Annotated in this window: 13 protein-coding genes and 3 pseudogenes; 8 read left to right on the top strand and 8 right to left on the bottom strand. The window is 55.0% G+C overall.

Annotation, left to right across the window (positions count from 1 at the left end; genetic code table 11):
* Window positions 1–124: 124 nt before the first annotated feature.
* Genes KGA96_RS25845 through rffA form a run of 3 tightly spaced genes read left to right on the top strand, consistent with a single transcriptional unit; the run spans window position 125 to window position 3,011 of the window.
* A complete protein-coding gene (locus KGA96_RS25845) occupies window positions 125–1,087 on the top strand; it encodes a lysylphosphatidylglycerol synthase transmembrane domain-containing protein (RefSeq protein ID WP_223515376.1) in 963 nt (320 codons plus the stop codon).
* Between the two features lie 17 nt (window positions 1,088–1,104).
* Complete coding sequence (locus KGA96_RS25840) at window positions 1,105–1,857, top strand: class I SAM-dependent methyltransferase (RefSeq protein ID WP_223515373.1); 753 nt, start codon at window positions 1,105–1,107, stop codon at window positions 1,855–1,857.
* A 14-nt stretch (window positions 1,858–1,871) separates the two neighbouring features.
* Window positions 1,872–3,011: a dTDP-4-amino-4,6-dideoxygalactose transaminase gene (rffA, locus tag KGA96_RS25835; protein WP_223515371.1), complete on the top strand. Its 1,140-nt coding sequence runs from the start codon at window positions 1,872–1,874 to the stop codon at window positions 3,009–3,011.
* A 160-nt stretch (window positions 3,012–3,171) separates the two neighbouring features.
* Here rffA and KGA96_RS25830 read toward each other — a convergent pair.
* Window positions 3,172–3,352: pseudogene (locus KGA96_RS25830) on the bottom strand (IS5/IS1182 family transposase); the annotation flags it as partial.
* Window positions 3,353–3,547: 195 nt separating this feature from the next.
* Between KGA96_RS25830 and KGA96_RS25825 the strand changes: the two are divergent.
* Window positions 3,548–5,191, top strand: a complete 1,644-nt coding sequence (locus tag KGA96_RS25825) for a hypothetical protein (RefSeq protein ID WP_223515368.1) — start codon at window positions 3,548–3,550, stop codon at window positions 5,189–5,191.
* Between the two features lie 315 nt (window positions 5,192–5,506).
* Here KGA96_RS25825 and KGA96_RS25820 read toward each other — a convergent pair.
* Both KGA96_RS25820 and KGA96_RS25815 read right to left on the bottom strand, forming a co-directional pair.
* Window positions 5,507–5,713 (bottom strand): annotated as a pseudogene (locus tag KGA96_RS25820) (transposase); the annotation flags it as partial.
* A pseudogene (locus KGA96_RS25815) lies at window positions 5,707–5,934 on the bottom strand (site-specific integrase); the annotation flags it as partial. The pseudogenes KGA96_RS25820 and KGA96_RS25815, both read right to left, overlap by 7 nt.
* Before the next feature lie 107 nt (window positions 5,935–6,041).
* Between KGA96_RS25815 and dusA the strand changes: the two are divergent.
* Entirely contained in the window at window positions 6,042–7,046 is a 1,005-nt protein-coding gene (gene dusA / locus KGA96_RS25810; RefSeq protein ID WP_080925261.1) for a tRNA dihydrouridine(20/20a) synthase DusA, read from the top strand.
* A 55-nt stretch (window positions 7,047–7,101) separates the two neighbouring features.
* On the opposite strand, the gene KGA96_RS25805 is transcribed toward dusA, so the two are convergent.
* Window positions 7,102–7,935 carry an undecaprenyl-diphosphate phosphatase gene (locus tag KGA96_RS25805; RefSeq protein ID WP_223515367.1) on the bottom strand — a complete coding sequence of 278 codons (834 nt, stop codon included), beginning with the start codon at window positions 7,933–7,935 and terminating at the stop codon, window positions 7,102–7,104.
* Window positions 7,936–8,493: 558 nt separating this feature from the next.
* Here KGA96_RS25805 and KGA96_RS25800 point away from each other — a divergent pair.
* The 3 genes from KGA96_RS25800 (at window position 8,494) to KGA96_RS25790 (ending at window position 11,975) form a co-directional block, all read left to right on the top strand.
* Window positions 8,494–9,258 (top strand): winged helix-turn-helix domain-containing protein, encoded by a 765-nt coding sequence (locus tag KGA96_RS25800; RefSeq protein WP_046038102.1) that lies wholly within the window; start codon window positions 8,494–8,496, stop codon window positions 9,256–9,258.
* A 270-nt stretch (window positions 9,259–9,528) separates the two neighbouring features.
* A complete protein-coding gene (locus tag KGA96_RS25795; RefSeq protein ID WP_046038100.1) occupies window positions 9,529–10,188 on the top strand; it encodes a transcriptional regulator in 660 nt (219 codons plus the stop codon).
* A 392-nt stretch (window positions 10,189–10,580) separates the two neighbouring features.
* Window positions 10,581–11,975: an undecaprenyl-phosphate glucose phosphotransferase gene (locus KGA96_RS25790; RefSeq protein ID WP_223515364.1), complete on the top strand. Its 1,395-nt coding sequence runs from the start codon at window positions 10,581–10,583 to the stop codon at window positions 11,973–11,975.
* Window positions 11,976–12,304: 329 nt separating this feature from the next.
* Here the strand turns inward: KGA96_RS25790 and KGA96_RS25780 are convergent, their stop codons facing one another.
* From KGA96_RS25780 to KGA96_RS25765, 4 genes are read right to left on the bottom strand one after another with little or no spacing between them, the layout of a single operon-like run.
* Entirely contained in the window at window positions 12,305–14,383 is a 2,079-nt protein-coding gene (locus tag KGA96_RS25780; protein ID WP_046038096.1) for a YjbH domain-containing protein, read from the bottom strand.
* A complete protein-coding gene (locus tag KGA96_RS25775; protein ID WP_223515362.1) occupies window positions 14,380–15,141 on the bottom strand; it encodes a capsule biosynthesis GfcC family protein in 762 nt (253 codons plus the stop codon). The genes KGA96_RS25780 and KGA96_RS25775 overlap by 4 nt, the downstream gene beginning before the upstream one ends.
* Window positions 15,138–15,803 carry a YjbF family lipoprotein gene (locus KGA96_RS25770; RefSeq protein WP_223515359.1) on the bottom strand — a complete coding sequence of 222 codons (666 nt, stop codon included), beginning with the start codon at window positions 15,801–15,803 and terminating at the stop codon, window positions 15,138–15,140. The genes KGA96_RS25775 and KGA96_RS25770 overlap by 4 nt, the downstream gene beginning before the upstream one ends.
* A 14-nt stretch (window positions 15,804–15,817) precedes the next feature.
* The gene (locus tag KGA96_RS25765) at window positions 15,818–16,879 is read right to left on the bottom strand and encodes a polysaccharide biosynthesis/export family protein (RefSeq protein WP_223515356.1); all 1,062 of its coding nucleotides are present in this window, start codon (window positions 16,877–16,879) and stop codon (window positions 15,818–15,820) included.
* Window positions 16,880–16,984 lie beyond the last annotated feature (105 nt).

The raw sequence follows: 16,984 nt of genomic DNA, 5'->3' as shown, positions 1-16,984 counted from the left end.
CTTGTCATGTAAGGGAGAAAGGCAGCATGTTCACTCTCCCTCATGCCGTTCTCGACCGTGACAGGGTTCGGCAACCTATTACCTACACAGCGTTAGCCTCACCCTCCTACGTTGAGCACCCTGCATGCCTTTAACGTTTTTGAAATTGTTGATTGCGTTTTTTATCTGTGCACTTCTCATACACGCATTTGATCTTAAACTAACGGCATTAATCAGCGACATTACAGCTTGGCACTACCTTGCGCTGGCTGCTGTTATCCCAATCACTTTGAGTTCTTTTTTTTCTGTTAACCGCTGGCAAGTCTTCCTGCGGCTCAATTCGATTGACGAAGCGTTAGCAAGCCTCTGGAAAATAAATTTGGTTTCTCAATTTCAAGGTTTGATTTTACCCTCATCACAGGGAGCGGATGCCTTTCGTATGTTTCACATCGAACGACGCCACCCGAAAAAGCGGGGTGCCGCAGGCAGTACGGTAATCATTGAGCGCATGATTGGACTATTGGTGTTATGCACCTTTACCCTTTTTGCCCTGCCCTTCTTACCCGCGTCAGACAACTACGCGCTGCTCATCATGACCGTCGGCGCAGTCAGCAGCATAGCCGTAGTGACCCAAATAATATTGACCAGCAAAAAAATCCATACACTTTATAGCTGCCGCACGGTCAAAAACCCGTTACTTTCACTATTGCTGGGTTATATTCAGAAACTTCATACCAGCACAATTAACTTCCCGTACCGGCAGGCGCTCACGTCATCCCTACTTTTTATCTGCTGCTATCAAATATCTCTTATATCGGTAGTGTATTTGGTATTTCGTGCCTATGGCTATGACATCCCCTTCATTCAGCACTTTGCTCTCTATCCGGTCATCGCCATCCTGACCATGGTTCCAATAACAGTGGGTGGGCTTGGGGTACGCGAAGGTTTTTTTGTTTATTTTTATGGTCTGCTTGACGTACCAGCCAATATAGCCGTAGGCGCCTCCCTGGCAAACTACATTCTAATGGTCCTGATCCCTGCCGCTTGCGGTGGTTTTATTTACTTGTGGGATACTATTCGGGAAAATCGCCTGAAAGATAGAAACTAAAACAGAGAGCCAGATTGATGCCCCCAGATCGCACACCGTTCCCCAAGGCTGCCTTTGAGGCGCTTGCCCAGGCAGAGGCACGCCACTGGTGGTTTCGCGCCCGTAACCGCGTGATCATTTGGGTGCTGAAATCTCGCATCGGCAAAATCCGGAATTTCCTGGAGATTGGTTGCGGTACCGGCTTTGTGCTGGAAGGGATTCACCAGGAATTTCCCGAAACTACACTCTCCGGCACCGAGTTTTTCGATGAAGGCCTGATGCATGCACGTCGACGTGTGCCCGGCGCCAGCTTTGAAAAGCTGGACGCGCGCACCATGAACGATGCAGAGCGATTTGATGTAATTGGCGCTTTTGATGTCATCGAACATATCGATGAAGATGAACAGGTACTGGCGAATCTTTCCCGCGCACTGCATAAGGATGGTCATCTATTGCTGACCGTTCCCCAGCACCGCTGGCTGTGGTCCGCTGCGGATGAGCGTGCCTGTCATGTGCGTCGCTACACGCGACGCGAGCTTGTCGACAAGGTAGGCCGCGCCGGCCTTGAGGTTCAATACGTCACATCCTTTGTCACCCTGCTTGTCTCCTTGATGTGGCTGGCACGGCAGCGCCCCGGTCAAAAAAATGCGGAAGTAAACAGCGAGCTCGATATTTCTGACCGGACCAATCGGCTCCTTGAGTTCGTTATGAAGATAGAGCTTGGACTTTTGAAGGCAGGCATCACCTTTCCTCTCGGCGGCTCACTCTTGCTGTTAGCCAAAAAACGATAATCTGGAGACCTACAGTGAGCGACTTCAAAATTCCCTTCAATCGCCCTTTCATGACGGGAAAGGAACTTTACTATATTGCAGAAGCAAAGTTCCTTAATAAGCTTGCTGGTGACGGCCCCTTCACCCGACGTTGCCATCAGTGGCTTGAACAGTACACCGCCAGCGAAAAGGCACTGTTGACGCATTCTTGTACTGCTGCCCTGGAAATGTCAGCCCTATTGCTGAATATTGAACCTGGGGATGAGGTCATCATGCCCTCTTACACCTTCGTCTCCACTGCCAACGCTTTTGTATTGCGCGGTGGAATACCGGTGTTTGTCGATATCAGAGAAGACACACTGAACCTGGACGAACGCCTGATTGAGGCTGCGATTACACCTCGCACCAAGGCAATCGTTCCGGTTCACTACGCTGGCGTCGCATGCGAAATGGACACGATTATGGAGATCGCCCGCCGACACGGTCTCCGCGTGGTTGAGGATGCTGCGCAGGGGGTCATGGCCTCCTATAAAGGAAGAGCCTTGGGCAGTATCGGTGATCTGGGTGCATATAGCTTCCATGAAACCAAGAACGTGATATCCGGCGAAGGGGGTGCGCTATTGGTTAACGACCCGGCACTGTCATTACGCGCCGAGGTTATTCGGGAGAAAGGTACGGACCGAAGCCGCTTCTTCAGAGGTGAAGTGGACAAGTACACTTGGCAGGAAGTCGGCTCTTCCTACCTGCCAGGTGAATTGACCGCCGCTTTTCTTTGGGCGCAACTGGAAGATGCACAGTCGATTACGCAAAATCGTCTGGATAGCTGGGACCGCTATCACCAAGCGCTGGAAGGGCTTGAATTGACAGGTGCAGTACGCCGCCCGATCATCCCGGCAGATTGCATGCACAATGCACACATGTACTATGTCTTGCTTGCTCCCGGAATCGATCGCCAACGCACGCTAGAGAAGCTTAAACACGACAATATCCACCCGGTGTTCCATTACGTACCTCTGCATTCCTCACCGGCAGGACTGCGCTACGGCCGAAAACATGGCGCGATGACAAATACAGACACCCTGTCGGAACGCTTGATCCGCTTGCCACTGTGGGTTGGGCTGACACAGGAACAACAGGCAGGTATCGTCGACTCGCTACGGCGCGCCGTTTCCTGAGGGGGAACACGCAGCGTGCAATTGCTGATCTGCACACTGCGTAGCTGCACCCATGACATTGGATGCACGGTATATCGTTACCAGTAGATAAATGAACTAACCGCTCAGCACACTAGTGGCCTGACCTCTACTTCTGGCGAGCACCAAAAATGGGGGATTACCGGGCGAACTGGCGTAATGAAGTGATTTATAGAGCGCCTTCTCCATCGCCGGATCGCTCAAGGCGAACCAGTTTTGCAGCAGCTGAAGCACCACCCTCTGCATTTCAGACAGAAAATGTTCATGCCAGATTTGCTTACACTTGCAGACATATTCGAAGCCGGAAAGCTCATCTGGCTCATGCAGGGGCTCGCTTCAGTCAGTCAGAGCGCATCTCAACACAGCTGAGGACTTACACGGAGTTTCCAGAGAGCTTTCAGATTAGATGGATGCAATGTAGGTTCAATGCTGGGAGTGGGCTATCATTGGCGCCGATTAATAAGCCCTTACTGACGAAGATGGAATAATCGATTTTTAAATCGAGCGGATATTGAAGAATGAGAAATGCTTTAACAAGTAAAATTCCAATAATTATTCTGACATTGTTCTTTGCTGTATTACTGAGCGGAGTGTTTCTTCCGATTTACTCAGATGAAGTCATGACAAAATTCAGGGTTGCACGGCTCTTTCTGGATAACGGAAATGCGGTTACCCTTTTTCCACAATGCACAACAACTGCTGGACGGACAGTTTCATGGGTGTTTTATCCGGCCGGTATATTACTGTCGGCGATCTATGCCCACCTGGGGCCTTTTGGCTTAAGAGTGAGCGGTATTTCTTTATCGCTGATCTGGTTTGCCTTGCTCGCTTATTGGTGTTTGACGCAGGCACGTGATTTGGGAGGGGCACTTCAGCGTTTCGCTGGATTGGTTGCAGTGGCTTCACTGGGTGTCCTACCCTATCTGTGGGTCTTGTCGCGCCCTGAACAATTTCTGATGCTGCCGATCCTCATGCTTTGTTTGTTGGCACTCTTCTTCAAGGAGCAGAAGTCTGCGCGCGCGCAGGTGGCGATGACAGCTGGGCTTGCATTGTTGCTGACATTATTTTTCTATGCTCACCCGAAGAGCATGTTCTATGCGCCATTCGCGCTTGCGGCTGTGTGGTTGGCGACGGCAACGTACCACAAAACAATTCGCTATGGCTTGTGGCTGTTCGTCGTGGTTCTGTGCGTTCAGACCTTTCACGATTTCAGCGCGCTTGCGGGCTGCCAGGATGCGCCGAACATTCAAAAAATGCTGGCGGCCAACACATTGTTACCGGGTATGCTGTTCTCTGCACCAGCTGAGTTTGTCAGCGCTGCTTACAATAACTTAGTGAGCTTCCCTGACCGGTTGTTGATACATCTTACATTTAATGACACTTTTCAATCGGGCTGGCTGCCTCCTATGGTCGGTAGCTTTGAAGCGTTGCCGTACCTCAATCTTGCCATTTATTACTCTCTGTACACGTTTATTATCGGAATCCACATTGTAAGTATCGCGGTATTTCTGTTGCAATTGGTTCGCCGCCAAGTGTCTGCGTCTGTCGTGCTGGCGCTGTTGTTGGTCGGCGCAGATTTAATCAATGCGTTTTTTTACAACATCCAGAATTTTTATGCAGCTAATCAATTCATGCCTGTGTCGATCATCATCGCAGCCCTGTTGATGCACTCCCGGCGCGCAGTGAAGCTGAGTAACACACCCACACTATTAGCCTATTCACTGTTAATGCTGCTTTCCATGGCGTCGATGGTGACACTGTTAACCCTCGTGACCCCTGGTATCACACGCAACTCCTCCTTCGCGCAATCGAGTTTGCCCGGGCAGCCGCTTTCGATTCCGGTGCTGGGGTCTCAGCTTCACTTGGATTCAATCAGTAAGCTGGGGGTGTCATGTGGTATTCCTGCGGAGTCGGCAGAAAATGTCGTAGTGGACCACATGACATATTTTGCCTTTTTGCGCGACAAGAAACCGATCCATGTGCTCTATGTGTCTGAGACCGGTTACGGTGGCGACTTGAGTAACGGCAGGCTGCTGCCATTTCTCAAAGGATTGAATAGCCCAGGCCTGATTACGCGCTGCGAATGGGTGCCGTATGATTTCCGGCAGGTGCAGGAGAAGGACGACATGGGCTACTGCTGTGTCAATTTCGGTAAAATCTGACTAGCGTTACCGGCATTAGCGCCCTCGGCCCCCGGAAACGGGACGCCGAGGGGTTTCGATGCATCAGGCAATCGCGCGACCAGCGTTCCGGCGTTCATGGACGCCCCCCCTGCTGGTCAACGCCTCAATCGATTACACGCATTCCAACTGCCTGGTCCGGCGCGAACGGTGCCGACCACGGCCTTTCCTGTCTTTCCCCCACTAAGTAATTGCCTGTGCAATCAGTGGTGTGATCTACGTCGATGAAACCTCGACGACTCGTCCATGCAGGCGTGAAAGACGCCGGCAATCCGGTTGGTACTCGCTTTTGTGGGGGGAGCGGGAGCCATGAATCATCAAGGTTCGTAGGTACGCGCCTTCTCGTTTGTTCATTCCTAACAACGTCGGCTTTCCACCGCCGGAGTGCTGCCTAGGCACGAGGCCTAACCAGGCAGCCAATTACCGTCCTTTGTTAAAGTCCCTCGCATCGCCGATCGAGGCGATTAACGCATTAGCGGTTAGCAAGCCAATACCCGGTAGCGCTCGATCATTTCCTTGACCGTCACGCCCATGCGATTGGCCTTGGCAATTGCAGCAGGTTCGACCAGCTCGGTTTCGCGCCGCTTGAGCCTGGCTTGGGTTGTGGTCTTGCAATCGAAGGTCTGGCTTTCCTGATAAACTGTCACACCCATTTGCATGATGCGGATCAGTGCTGTGTACGCTGCAGAGCCATCCTTGCGCTTGCGAACGGTGATTGACTCCATGGATTTTGCTACACGAGTGGTTTGCGTTGCTACATTGCAGCAAGGCTCTCTCAATATTAAGCAAAAACCGTAGTAAACCGCAGCAAATGAGAAGTCGCGAAATGCCGATGAAACCCACAGAAAACCTAGCCTATCCAGCCGATTCGGTATCCAGGAGGTTTTCTGTTGCACCCATGATGGATTGGACCGACCGCCACTGCCGCTTCTTCCTGCGCCTATTGTCGAAAAACGCCTTGCTCTACACCGAAATGGTCACCACCGGTGCCCTGCTCAACGGCGATCACGAGCGTTTCCTGCGACACAACGAAGCCGAGCACCCGCTCGCCCTGCAGCTCGGCGGCAGTGTCCCGCTGGACCTGGCCGCGTGTGCGCGCATGGCGCAGGAGCATGGTTACGACGAGGTGAACCTGAATGTCGGCTGCCCGAGTGATCGGGTGCAGAACAATATGATCGGCGCGTGCCTGATGGGGCATCCGCAGTTGGTGGCCGATTGTGTGAAGGCGATGCGTGATGCGGTGTCGATTCCGGTGACGGTCAAGCACCGTATCGGGATCAACGGGCGGGACAGTTACGAGGAGCTGTGTGATTTCGTCGGCACGGTGCGGGATGCCGGGTGCACCAGTTTTACCGTGCACGCGCGGATTGCGATTCTGGAGGGGTTGTCGCCGAAGGAGAACCGTGACATCCCGCCCCTGCGTTATGACGTGGCGGCGCGGTTGAAGGCGGATTTTCCCGAGCTGGAGATTATCCTCAACGGCGGAATCAAGACGCTGGAGGCCTGCCACGAGCATTTGCAGACGTTCGACGGTGTGATGTTGGGCCGCGAGGCGTATCACAACCCTTACGTGATGGCCGAGGTGGACCAGCAGCTGTTCGGCAGCACGGCGCCGGTGATCACCCGTGCCGAAGCACTGGCGCAGTTGCGGCCGTATATCGCTGCACACATCGACGCTGGCGGTTCGATGCACCACATCACTCGCCATGTGCTTGGGCTGGGCACCGGGTTCCCGGGGGCGCGCAAGTTTCGGCAGTTGTTGTCGGTGGATATCCACAAGGCCAAGGAGCCCTTGGCCTTGCTGGATCAAGCTGCCGGGTTGCTTGAAGGGCGTTAATGCCCGGTTGTTCTCGCCTTTTCAGCCAGGCGGCTTGACCCGCCTGGCGCACCTGTCAGCTGGCGGCCGCCGCCGTCCAGTTCACCCAACCGAATGCCCAGGTTGCCAGGATCAACAATCCGAAAACGATCCGGTACCACGCGAAGGCGGCATAGCTGTGGTTCGCAATGAACTTGAGCAAGCCGCGTACGGCGATCATGGCGAAAAAGAACGCTGTGACGAAGCCCAGGGCGAAAACCGGCAGGTCGCTGGTCTGGAACAGCTCCCGGTACTTGTAGCCTGAATACACCGAGGCACCGACCATGGTGGGCATCGCCAGGAAGAACGAGTACTCGGTGGCGGCCTTGCGCGACAGGCCAAACAGCAGGCCGCCGATAATGGTCGATCCGGAGCGGGAAGTGCCCGGGATCATCGCCAGGCATTGCGCGAAACCCACCTTCAGCGCATCCGACCAGCGCATGTCGTCGACATGGTCGACGTGCACCACGTGGTCTCTCTGCTCCGCCCACAACATGACAATGCCGCCCACGACCAATGCGACTGCCACGGTGATCGGGTTGAACAGGTAGTGATGAATCTGGTCGGCGAACAAGACACCCAGAACGACGGCCGGAAGAAAACCGATCAGCAAGTTCAGTGTGAAACGTTGTGCATTGCGCTGGGTCGGCAGTCCTTTGACTATCTCTGAAATCTTGCGGCGAAACTCCCAGACAACGGCAAGAATTGCGCCCAGCTGAATAATGATATTGAACGCCATGGCGCGTTCACCGCCAAAGTCCAGCAAGTCCGCAACAATAATCTGGTGGCCCGTACTGGAGATGGGCAAAAACTCAGTCAGGCCCTCTACCGCGCCCAGGATAAACACTTTGAAAAGGGTCCAGAAATCCATTAATCCTCCGTCAGACCGTTCCTTGGGAACGATCCGTCAACTGCACTCAGATATTGAGTAGCTCAAGCAAAACAATCGAGACATCCACACCCACTACCTGATGTAGCGAGGGAGAATATGTCTTATCAAAAGACACACTCAAGCCATGTTAATAATCGTCCGCGTACGAACACCTCGGGAAAATATTTAGCTATTTAGTAGAAAAAAGTCTCGCCACTGAATAAAGTGTGATCGCTCTCACACTATTTGTGTTTCTTAGTGGATTCAGCATCTTGGCTTGAATGGTGGCACGCAGCAGGCCAAACAGTGGCAAAAGGACATAAAAAACAAATCGCCATCGTTTCAAAATAGTGGCACAATTCCATATTGCCACCATCTAACGACGCTATCCCACTAGTTTAGCCCGCCGAGAAAATCAACTAAAAGCTTGAAAAGCTTAACTATTGTTAAAAAACTCGGGAGCCACGTCTAAAAATCGCGTAAATGTTACCAATTGTCAGTCACAGATGAGAACCGGTGCTTTAACATCCCGATGTCAGCACCTATTCGAGTCAATGCATGATGCTTACAGGGAACTTAGCGACTAGAAGCCAGCGCCAGACAAACGATGAACCCGGAGTTCTCACTCTGGGTCGTACCCGTGGCGTGGCTGAACATTTTAGAGCGCTAGTCGCAAGGCATGTGCGGACCGATATGGCACTAGATGCCAACTCCTACACTAGTTCATTCAAGAAGAATGAACGCTCTGGTTCGTATCGCGCCATCTTCATCATCATCGACAGCCCCCAGGCCCTCGAGGAAAGCCTCGCACTAGTGGAAAACCTGCGCACCGGCAACTTGAAACCCATCATTTGCGCGGTCATCACGGGCCGAGGCACCTACAACAAGATCAAGTACTATCTTGCGGGGGCCGACTACTGCATCAAGTTCAATACCCTTTCCGATGAAAGCTCTGAGTTGCTCGCCGAGTTCTTCAGCAGTGAAGAATGGCAAAGAGATATCAATTTGATATTGGACCCCACCCGTATTTGTCTACTGGGTACCAGCAAGAAGCTGGACATCTCCTTTGCAGAAATGAAGATCCTGGAAGCCTTTGCGCAAACCAGTAACCACATACTAAGTCACGATGAAATCGCCAACATCATGGGACTCAACACCAACTTTTATGACCCCAGGGCATTGGAAAAATCGATCAGTCGCCTTCGTGGAAAAATCAAGGACATGTATGGCACAAACGCCATCCAGAGCATCCGGGGGCATGGTTACCGGTTGATGAGGGGGCTGATCTCAACCCCCCGACACACAGACGGGATGGCGCGTTAGTATTAGTTCATCAGGCGACTTCCTCAACGACACAAAGGTCTCGGCCTCATCGTTTTTTTGTATTTCATACCAAAGGCACTTATCGATTTCATGACCGTGGCAACATTGGACCATAACAAGAAAAGTTTATTCTATAGCTGTAGATCGAGTGGAACCTATCGAGGGCCAAATTTGGGCCCAGACCCTGCCTTTCGATTACTTCCGAGGGAGTCATTACTCCCCTGCCGATCATCTTTTAGCCAAATTTGGTGTGTACTTCAGGAGAGAGACATGGAAACTAGTACAACCCTCCCAAGAAAATACTTTGTCGTCGTGACCCACAGCACTACGTCGCAGCGTGAACTTGAGACCATCCTGTCCAGTAAGCGCTTCAACTCGTTTGGCACCTCCCAGGCACAAATGTTTATTGAAGGTGTTGCTTCACCCTCTTCCGCTCCTGTGCTGATGGAGTTCAGCTACCCAAGCGTTTCAAGGAAAAACGTCGCGCGCAGTATCGAACATGATACACAGCGACTATTGGCCACCCTGGAATCCGAATGGCTGGCAGCGCAATCGGCGAATCCATTCCACTGCATGCCGGCAACAGCCGGGGCAGCCAATGATATTACGCGAACAATCGACGGCGACACTCCTTACAGCGAAGCCTGGCAACTCGACAAGGATCAAAGCGCATTGGTAAAAGAGGGCATCGAGATCAGCCTGACCGGATTGGAAGCCGCGCTGGTAAAGAAAATGCTGCACCATGAAGAGCGTGTCGTAAGTCGAGACGAACTGATCCTCAGCATCGGCAGGGAGCCGGAACAATATCGCGGCCTGGAAATGTGCCTGAGTCGACTGCAAGAAAAATTCAAAAGTGCCAGTAACGGTGAGCGACTGTTCCGTGCAGTAAGAAATCGAGGCTATTGCCTGATCCAGGAAGTCGTGGCGTAAACACCTCCACCTTTAGCGAACAAAACAAACAGAAACAGTGCGATTACAACAATAAAAATAGCACTCTGTTTGGTTTCAACCTCCGCCCTAGTCAGACCGCCCTCATCCCCACCCCTCCTACAATACCAAATACCACTCTAATTGCTCACCCTCTTCCATTCGACTTTTTCTAACGCTCGACCTCTTCTAAAATTTTAATAGTTGGCACTTTGCCATCTTGTTAGAACTCGTCAGACAGCATCTCCACCAATAACTTAGTCTATTGACTGACGACAGTTCGGCATATCGACGCTGTTACCTCAGGACACTCGCTCCAACAACAATAACAAGTCTACTTAACAACTCGGATTTCAACTGTCGAAACCTGAATGGACGTCTTTTGGGGATATTGTATGGATCTTACTCTTAGTATCAATCGAAACACCGGCCTCAAGGGACTTACCTTTTGGGGGCAATGGGCGCTGGCACAGGGCTTTGTAGTTTCTCTGTTGTTCATACTGGCTGAACGGCACACCGGAACGGTCGAGTTCTATTACCGAATGTGCGCAACGCTCGCGGTACTGGCCTCGGTTCCGGCTTATACGTTCAGCGGCGTGTACCGCAAAAGAGACAATTATCTGTCAGGGCTGGGACGCCTGTTCATGGGCTGGTCCATGACGATGGCCGCGCTGGCCTGCATCGCGTTTATCTGCAAGGCCGATGGGCTGTTTTCCCGGCAAGTCATCCTGGGTTGGGCGGTGTACGGTTTCCTCGGCCAGGCGTTGCTGTATGCGCCGCTGCATGCGTTCTCGAAGTTCTACCAGCGGTCACGTAAAAGCGAGCATAAAACCCTGATCGTCGGCACCGGTGAACTGGCGCTGGGATTGGCGAACAAGCTGAGCGACCTCGAAAACCTGCCGTTGGTGGGCCTGGTCAGCAACGGTGCCCTTCCTGCCCTGGAGCCAGGCGCACCGCGCATCCTCGGCGCCCAGGAGGACCTGCTGGAACTGATCAAGACCCATGACATCCGTCGTTTGTACATCACGCTGCCCCTGTCGGAAGCGGCAAAAATCGAAGCCATGTACGTCGATTTGCTCGATGCCAACGTTGACGTGGTCTGGGTGCCGGACTTGAACAGCCTGACGCTGCTCAATCACTCGGTGAAAGTCGTGGACGGCCTGCCAGCGATCTACCTGAACGAAAGTCCGCTGACCAGCCGGCCCACTGCCGCGCTGAGTAAAAGCCTGGTGGAAAAAAGCGTGGCCCTGCTGGCCATTATCCTGCTGAGCCCGGTGCTGCTGGTCATTGCCCTGGCCGTAAAGCTCAACTCGCCTGGCCCTGTGTTCTTCAAGCAGGACCGCCATGGCTGGAACGGCAAGATTATTCAGGTCTGGAAGTTCCGATCCATGCGCGTGCACGATGACCATGAGGTCAAGCAGGCCAGCCGTAACGACTCGCGCATCACCGCCGTCGGACGCTTCATCCGTCGCACTTCGCTGGACGAGTTGCCGCAACTGTTCAACGTGCTGCAAGGACACATGGCGCTGGTCGGCCCGCGCCCTCACGCCATCGCGCACAACAACTACTACTCCGGGAAAATTCTCGCCTACATGGCGCGCCATCGAATCAAACCGGGCATCACTGGCCTGGCGCAGATCAACGGTTGCCGTGGCGAGACCGACACCATCGACAAGATGCAGAAGCGTGTCGAGATAGACCTCAAGTACATCAACAACTGGTCGTTGTGGCTGGACCTGAAGATTCTGGTGAAGACGCCGTTCACCTTGTTGTCGAAGGACATCTACTGATGGTTTAACGCTGCACAAGGCAACACCGCAAGGGGACGCAAGTCCCCTTTTTTGTGGCTGTGATTCGGGACTGTCCGGATTTCTGGATCACCAAAAGACCACTGTAGGAGTGAGCCTGCTCGCGAAAGCGTTGGGTCAGTCAACATCAAAGCTGGATGTAATGACGCCATCGCGAGCAAGCTCGCTCCCACAGGAGTCGGGTGTGTAGCCAGATTTCCGGGTCACCAAAAGCCCCCTGTGGGAGCGTGGCTTGCCCGCGATGGCGGCGGGTCAGTCAACATCAATGCTGAATGTGCCGACGCCATCGCGAGCAGGCTCGCTCCTACAGGTTACTCGGTGATCTTCTCGAAGTTGCGGTAGAACATGTCGTCGTCGCGGCTGTCGGTCATGGAGTGCAACTGGTAGCTGCGATTGAGCCGTGCACCGCCGTCCCGGGTCAGTGGCGACCAGACGAGGTTGGCGCGGCGCATGGTCGACATGCTCATCAGTTCGTCGAACGGAACGGACAGGTAGATGCCTTTGTCGAAACTACCTTCGCCGTATTGAGGGCCGGTTGCGGTGGTGATTGTTGCCCACGCACCAAACCGTACGCCGTTGGAAAACTCCCGCGAGATATCCAGCGTGCCGCCCCAGTCACCTGCCAGGTAACGCCCGACGCTGATGGCTGCCAGCGTATCGTGGGGCAAGTCGGTGTAGCCGGTGATATGACCGGTCAACACAGAGTAATCACGCAAACCAAACCCCTGGTCGAACTCCCGCTGGCGCACGTAGTTCAGATCCGCGCCCACCGACCAGCGCTCGCCGGTCGGACGGAACAGCACCTCGCCCCCGACGCCGGCAAACATCGACTCCAGGTAGCCACCGTACACCATGCCATACAGGTCTTTGTCCAACTGCTCGGCATGGCTGACCTGGAACAACGGCATGGTGACATCGGACGTGGTCATGTACTGGCGCAAGTCCGTGCGCACGCGGGGCAAGCCGCTGGGTGCGTCATAGGTGAACTTGTCGAAGTTGTTGATCAGGTTGGCACTGAGCAAGCCACTCCACCAGGTGTTGCGGTTGAAGCGGTACTCGGCGTCTGCGTCGGCACTGAACTGATAGAGCAAGCCATCGGGGCCACCGACGTTCTGCTTGAAGCCCAGCCCCACGCCATAAGCGAATGGCTGCAGCGCTTCGGTGTAGAGGGCTTTCTCGTTGTGCGGCATCGCCGGATTGATTTCGGTGGTGCGGTGCAGCGTTTGCAGCGGCTCCTCGTTGTTGATCACTTCGCGGAAGGTTTGCCGAGGCACGCTGGTCTCTTCAAGCGGCAGGTCGTAGCGCTTGTTCACCACGGTGAACCAGTCGATATCGTCGTTGACGCTGTTATCCAGAATCCGGCTCGCCCGGCCAACGGCCTTGGCCGAATGGAAGTAACGCTGCTGCTCGCCATACACGATCAACTCGGAATCACGCTGGCTGATGCGCTCGACCTTGTACCCGGCATTTTGCTGCAGGCGTCGGGACACATCGGCCCAGTTGACCTGTTCCATCTCGGTGCTCGGCGCTTTCGCTGGCAACGGTTCAGCCGGCGGATCGAACGTCTTGGCCGGCGCCTTACGGCTGGCGAAGTTGGTATGGAAAGTGACGCCGAACATCGCCGTATTGCCACGCTCCCACGCAGCGCTGAGGTCGATCGAGTCGGTCAGCTTGAACACCGCACCGAGGTTGATCGGCGAGTCCTGCTTGATCTGGTTGTCCTTTGGCTCGTGCTTGTAATCGTTGCCTTCGTATTCGAGTTTCAGGCTGAGCCGATCCCAGGGCGTCTGATAGCTCACGCCGCCGAAAAAGGAAGGGCTCCCGCGAAAATAGGCCCCGGCGTTGACATCACCGGTGCCTTCGTTGGCCGGCCGGGTCTTGAAGCGATCACCGAGGTAGCCCAGCGGGTTTTCGAAGTCACCGCGGTTGCCCAGGTAGCCCCAGGCAATGCCGGCGCTGAAATCAAAATTGTCATAGCGCTTGTTGGCCACCACGAATTCACTGGAGAACAGGCCTGTACCGCCGATGTCCCGGAAGCCCAAGGCCACCTCGGGCGCCCAATGGGTTTCTTCCCACAGGCGGGCCTTGAGGTCGACCGCCTTGTCCTTATAGCTCTGGTTGCCGCTCAACGATTCGGGGCCGTAAGGGCGGTTGGTGATCGCGGTGTAGCGAAACGAGCCTTCCAGCCACTCAAGTGGCTGAAGTGAAACGCTGTAGCGACTATAAGGCTCGGTGCGGTTGGCATTCAGGCTCAACTCACCGGCCGGCGCCATGCGCGCCGTCGGCGTCTGCAACAAGCCCGCGCCACCGAAATCATTTTGGGTAATGCGTGGTTCTGCATGAGCCAGACCACAGGGCAATAACAATACGGCTGCAAAACGTAAATTCAACGAACCACCTCAGCCAACTGCGTGGCAACAAATTCGGCCAACTGCTGATTCAGTTCAGGGATAGGCGGATCAAGGTCATCGTTTTTGACCGGGACCAGAATCTTGCTGCCGGCGGCAGGTATCTGCCCGCTCTCGCGATTCCAGTGGGCAATGCCGACGCGCCGGGTGACGCCGTTGGGCTGGATCAACCAAAGGTAATCGGCGTCCGCATCGACCAGCGGCGTGCAGCCCTGCAGGTATTCGCGGGCCTCTTGCAGTGGTTGATAGGGCAACCGGCACGAGTCGGCGACAGCGCCTAGCACCTCGACTTCGTCGACCCGCAACGGGTAGATCAGGCGGTCGCCGTCGTCCAGGCGAATGTTGCGGGCAAACCCGACTTCCACGGCGACCGGGTCCAGAACAGCCACCTGGCGCCCGGTGACCGGCATGCGCCTGACTTGCTCGGCCAACCGCACCGCCAGGGCAGCCCGGCTCGGCCTGTCGAAAAGCACGGCCATGCGCTGCAACACGTCCAGATCGAACAGCACCCCGGCCTTGAGCCGGGTCTGTTGCTCGATCAGAGACTGACGCAGCAATACGCCCGCCAACCAGTAACTCTCGGCATTGGGCTGTGCCACGCTGATCACGTCCAGCAATCGCCCGCCCGCCGGCAACTCGACCGCCCCCGGATTGGCAACGTCACCGGTAACGGTGACCGCTGCATGGCTGATGCCGGTGATCAACAGCAGGCACGCCGATAGAGCCCTGACCCGCTTCACCGGGCATGCCTGCGGTCAGGAGTCAGTTGCACGATCTTGACCCGCAATTGCGAGGTCAGTTGCTGCTCACTCTGCACAATGAAACCGTCAACGGGATCGACCCAGTAACGATTGGTCGCACGCAGGCCGATGGCCGGCGCGTCAATCTGCTCATCGACACGTAGCACGGCATATTCCTTGTTGAGGATTTCCAGGGTTTCCATGGATTTGCGGGAGAAGCGACTGTTCAAGGTCACCCCGACTTCCTGGCCCTGGTAGAGATCGATCCAGCGCTGGCTGGTGTAGCCATCGGGCACTTGATGGAGGCCTTGCTTGAAGGGCTCGACGTCAGCAAGGCGTGTCCCGTCCAGATCGTCACCCAGGCCCAGGCCGATGCTGCGCACCGCCAGGCCATCGCGCATGAGCAGAACCTGTTTGCCGGACGCGACCCAGAACTGCAGGTCGCCGCGCTCACGCACCAGCGCCAGCACACCGGAACCGGATGGCGTGGTCAGCTTGAGCTGGGGATAGCGCACATCCGCCACCTGGGCCGCCGTCACGTCCAGCTCATCCGGCCCCGCCACCGCCGATTTGAGGTTGGTCAACGAAGCGACCATCAGCGGGTTACAGCCACACAACATCAAGGCCGCTATCAAGCAGACGCCAACATTCAACGTTCTCACGATCGGACCCGGCCTTATTTGCTGTTGCTGCTGACTTCACTCATGTTCTTCGCCGCGGAAGCGCCCGTACCGACAATCGATGCCGACGGCACCAATTGGCTGATGAAGCGATTCCAGCGAGTCACGTTGGCAGGACCTACGTAGACGACGTCCTGGGGACGTACTTCAAAGTGCGTGGCCAGCACCATCGCGGTCGGTGATTCGGCTTGCAGTTGGTAGACTTTCGCCGGTTCCACATCGAGGTTTTCAACACCCCTGATCACGTACACGGCGTTACCGTTGGAGGTGGTCTGACTCAATCCGCCGACCGAGCCCAGCACATCGGACAGGTTCATGGTGGCGGTCTTGAAGCTCAGTGCGCGGGGCTGGTTGACCTCGCCCATGACGTAGATGCGCTTTTTGTCGTTGTACGGCAGATACAACTGATCGCCACCCTTGAGGTAGACGTTCTGCAACTCGGAATCCGGCTGGTTGAGCGTGTCGAGATTGAGCGTGTAGACCCGTCCGTTTCGCGTCAGCAACAGGCCGGACAAGTCGGCACTCGCCGTATCGATACCGGCAGAACCGAGGGCCTCGACCACACTGAGCGGGTTGGTGGAAATCGCTTGCGGACCGGCCTTCGAAACGGCGCCCGTCACCACGACTTTCTGACTGGAAAAGCGCAACACGGCGACATCCACTTGCGGGTCGGCGATGAAGGCCGACAGCCTTTCTTCGATGTCCGATCGCAGTTGCTGGACGGTTTTACCAGCCGCCTGGACCTCTTTGATAAACGGGTAGTAGAGCGTGCCATCGGCACGGACCAGGCGACCGTTGGCATCAATCTGCTGTTGCGCGCCGGAGGGTGCGGTCAGCTCCGGGTGATCCCAGACCGTGATGTACAGGACATCGTTACTGCCGATGCGGTACTCGGCCGGGGCCGCCAATAGTTCCGTCGGCACGGACTCACGCTTTTGCGTGGCCCTGTTCATGGAGATGAGCTTGGGCGTGATCGGAATGAGCTCGACCCGGCTGCTCTCACTGGCGCCCTGGCGTGTGATATCACTGGTGCTCAGGTATTGGCCGGGGGAAAACATGCAACCTTGTAAAGCGATGCTTGCCAACATTAAAAGAGAAAAACTACGAGTCATAATGGCACTACGCTATTCAAGGGCGAATCTAAAAACAAAGTCACCCGATTT

This window comes from Pseudomonas sp. GL-R-26, assembly GCF_019947365.1.
GTDB lineage: Bacteria > Pseudomonadota > Gammaproteobacteria > Pseudomonadales > Pseudomonadaceae > Aquipseudomonas.
This window is presented reverse-complemented; position numbering and strand designations above follow the sequence as displayed.

Coding starts and splice junctions, on each gene's coding strand:
- KGA96_RS25795 (WP_046038100.1), top strand. CDS start 9,529: ATGGAAACTAGTACAACCCTCCCAAGAAAATACTTTGTCGTCGTGACC.
- KGA96_RS25765 (WP_223515356.1), bottom strand. CDS start 16,879: ATGTTTTCCCCCGGCCAATACCTGAGCACCAGTGATATCACACGCCAG.
- dusA (WP_080925261.1), top strand. CDS start 6,042: ATGAAACCCACAGAAAACCTAGCCTATCCAGCCGATTCGGTATCCAGG.
- KGA96_RS25840 (WP_223515373.1), top strand. CDS start 1,105: ATGCCCCCAGATCGCACACCGTTCCCCAAGGCTGCCTTTGAGGCGCTT.
- KGA96_RS25790 (WP_223515364.1), top strand. CDS start 10,581: ATGGATCTTACTCTTAGTATCAATCGAAACACCGGCCTCAAGGGACTT.
- KGA96_RS25825 (WP_223515368.1), top strand. CDS start 3,548: ATGAGAAATGCTTTAACAAGTAAAATTCCAATAATTATTCTGACATTG.
- KGA96_RS25845 (WP_223515376.1), top strand. CDS start 125: ATGCCTTTAACGTTTTTGAAATTGTTGATTGCGTTTTTTATCTGTGCA.
- KGA96_RS25805 (WP_223515367.1), bottom strand. CDS start 7,935: ATGGATTTCTGGACCCTTTTCAAAGTGTTTATCCTGGGCGCGGTAGAG.
- KGA96_RS25800 (WP_046038102.1), top strand. CDS start 8,494: ATGATGCTTACAGGGAACTTAGCGACTAGAAGCCAGCGCCAGACAAAC.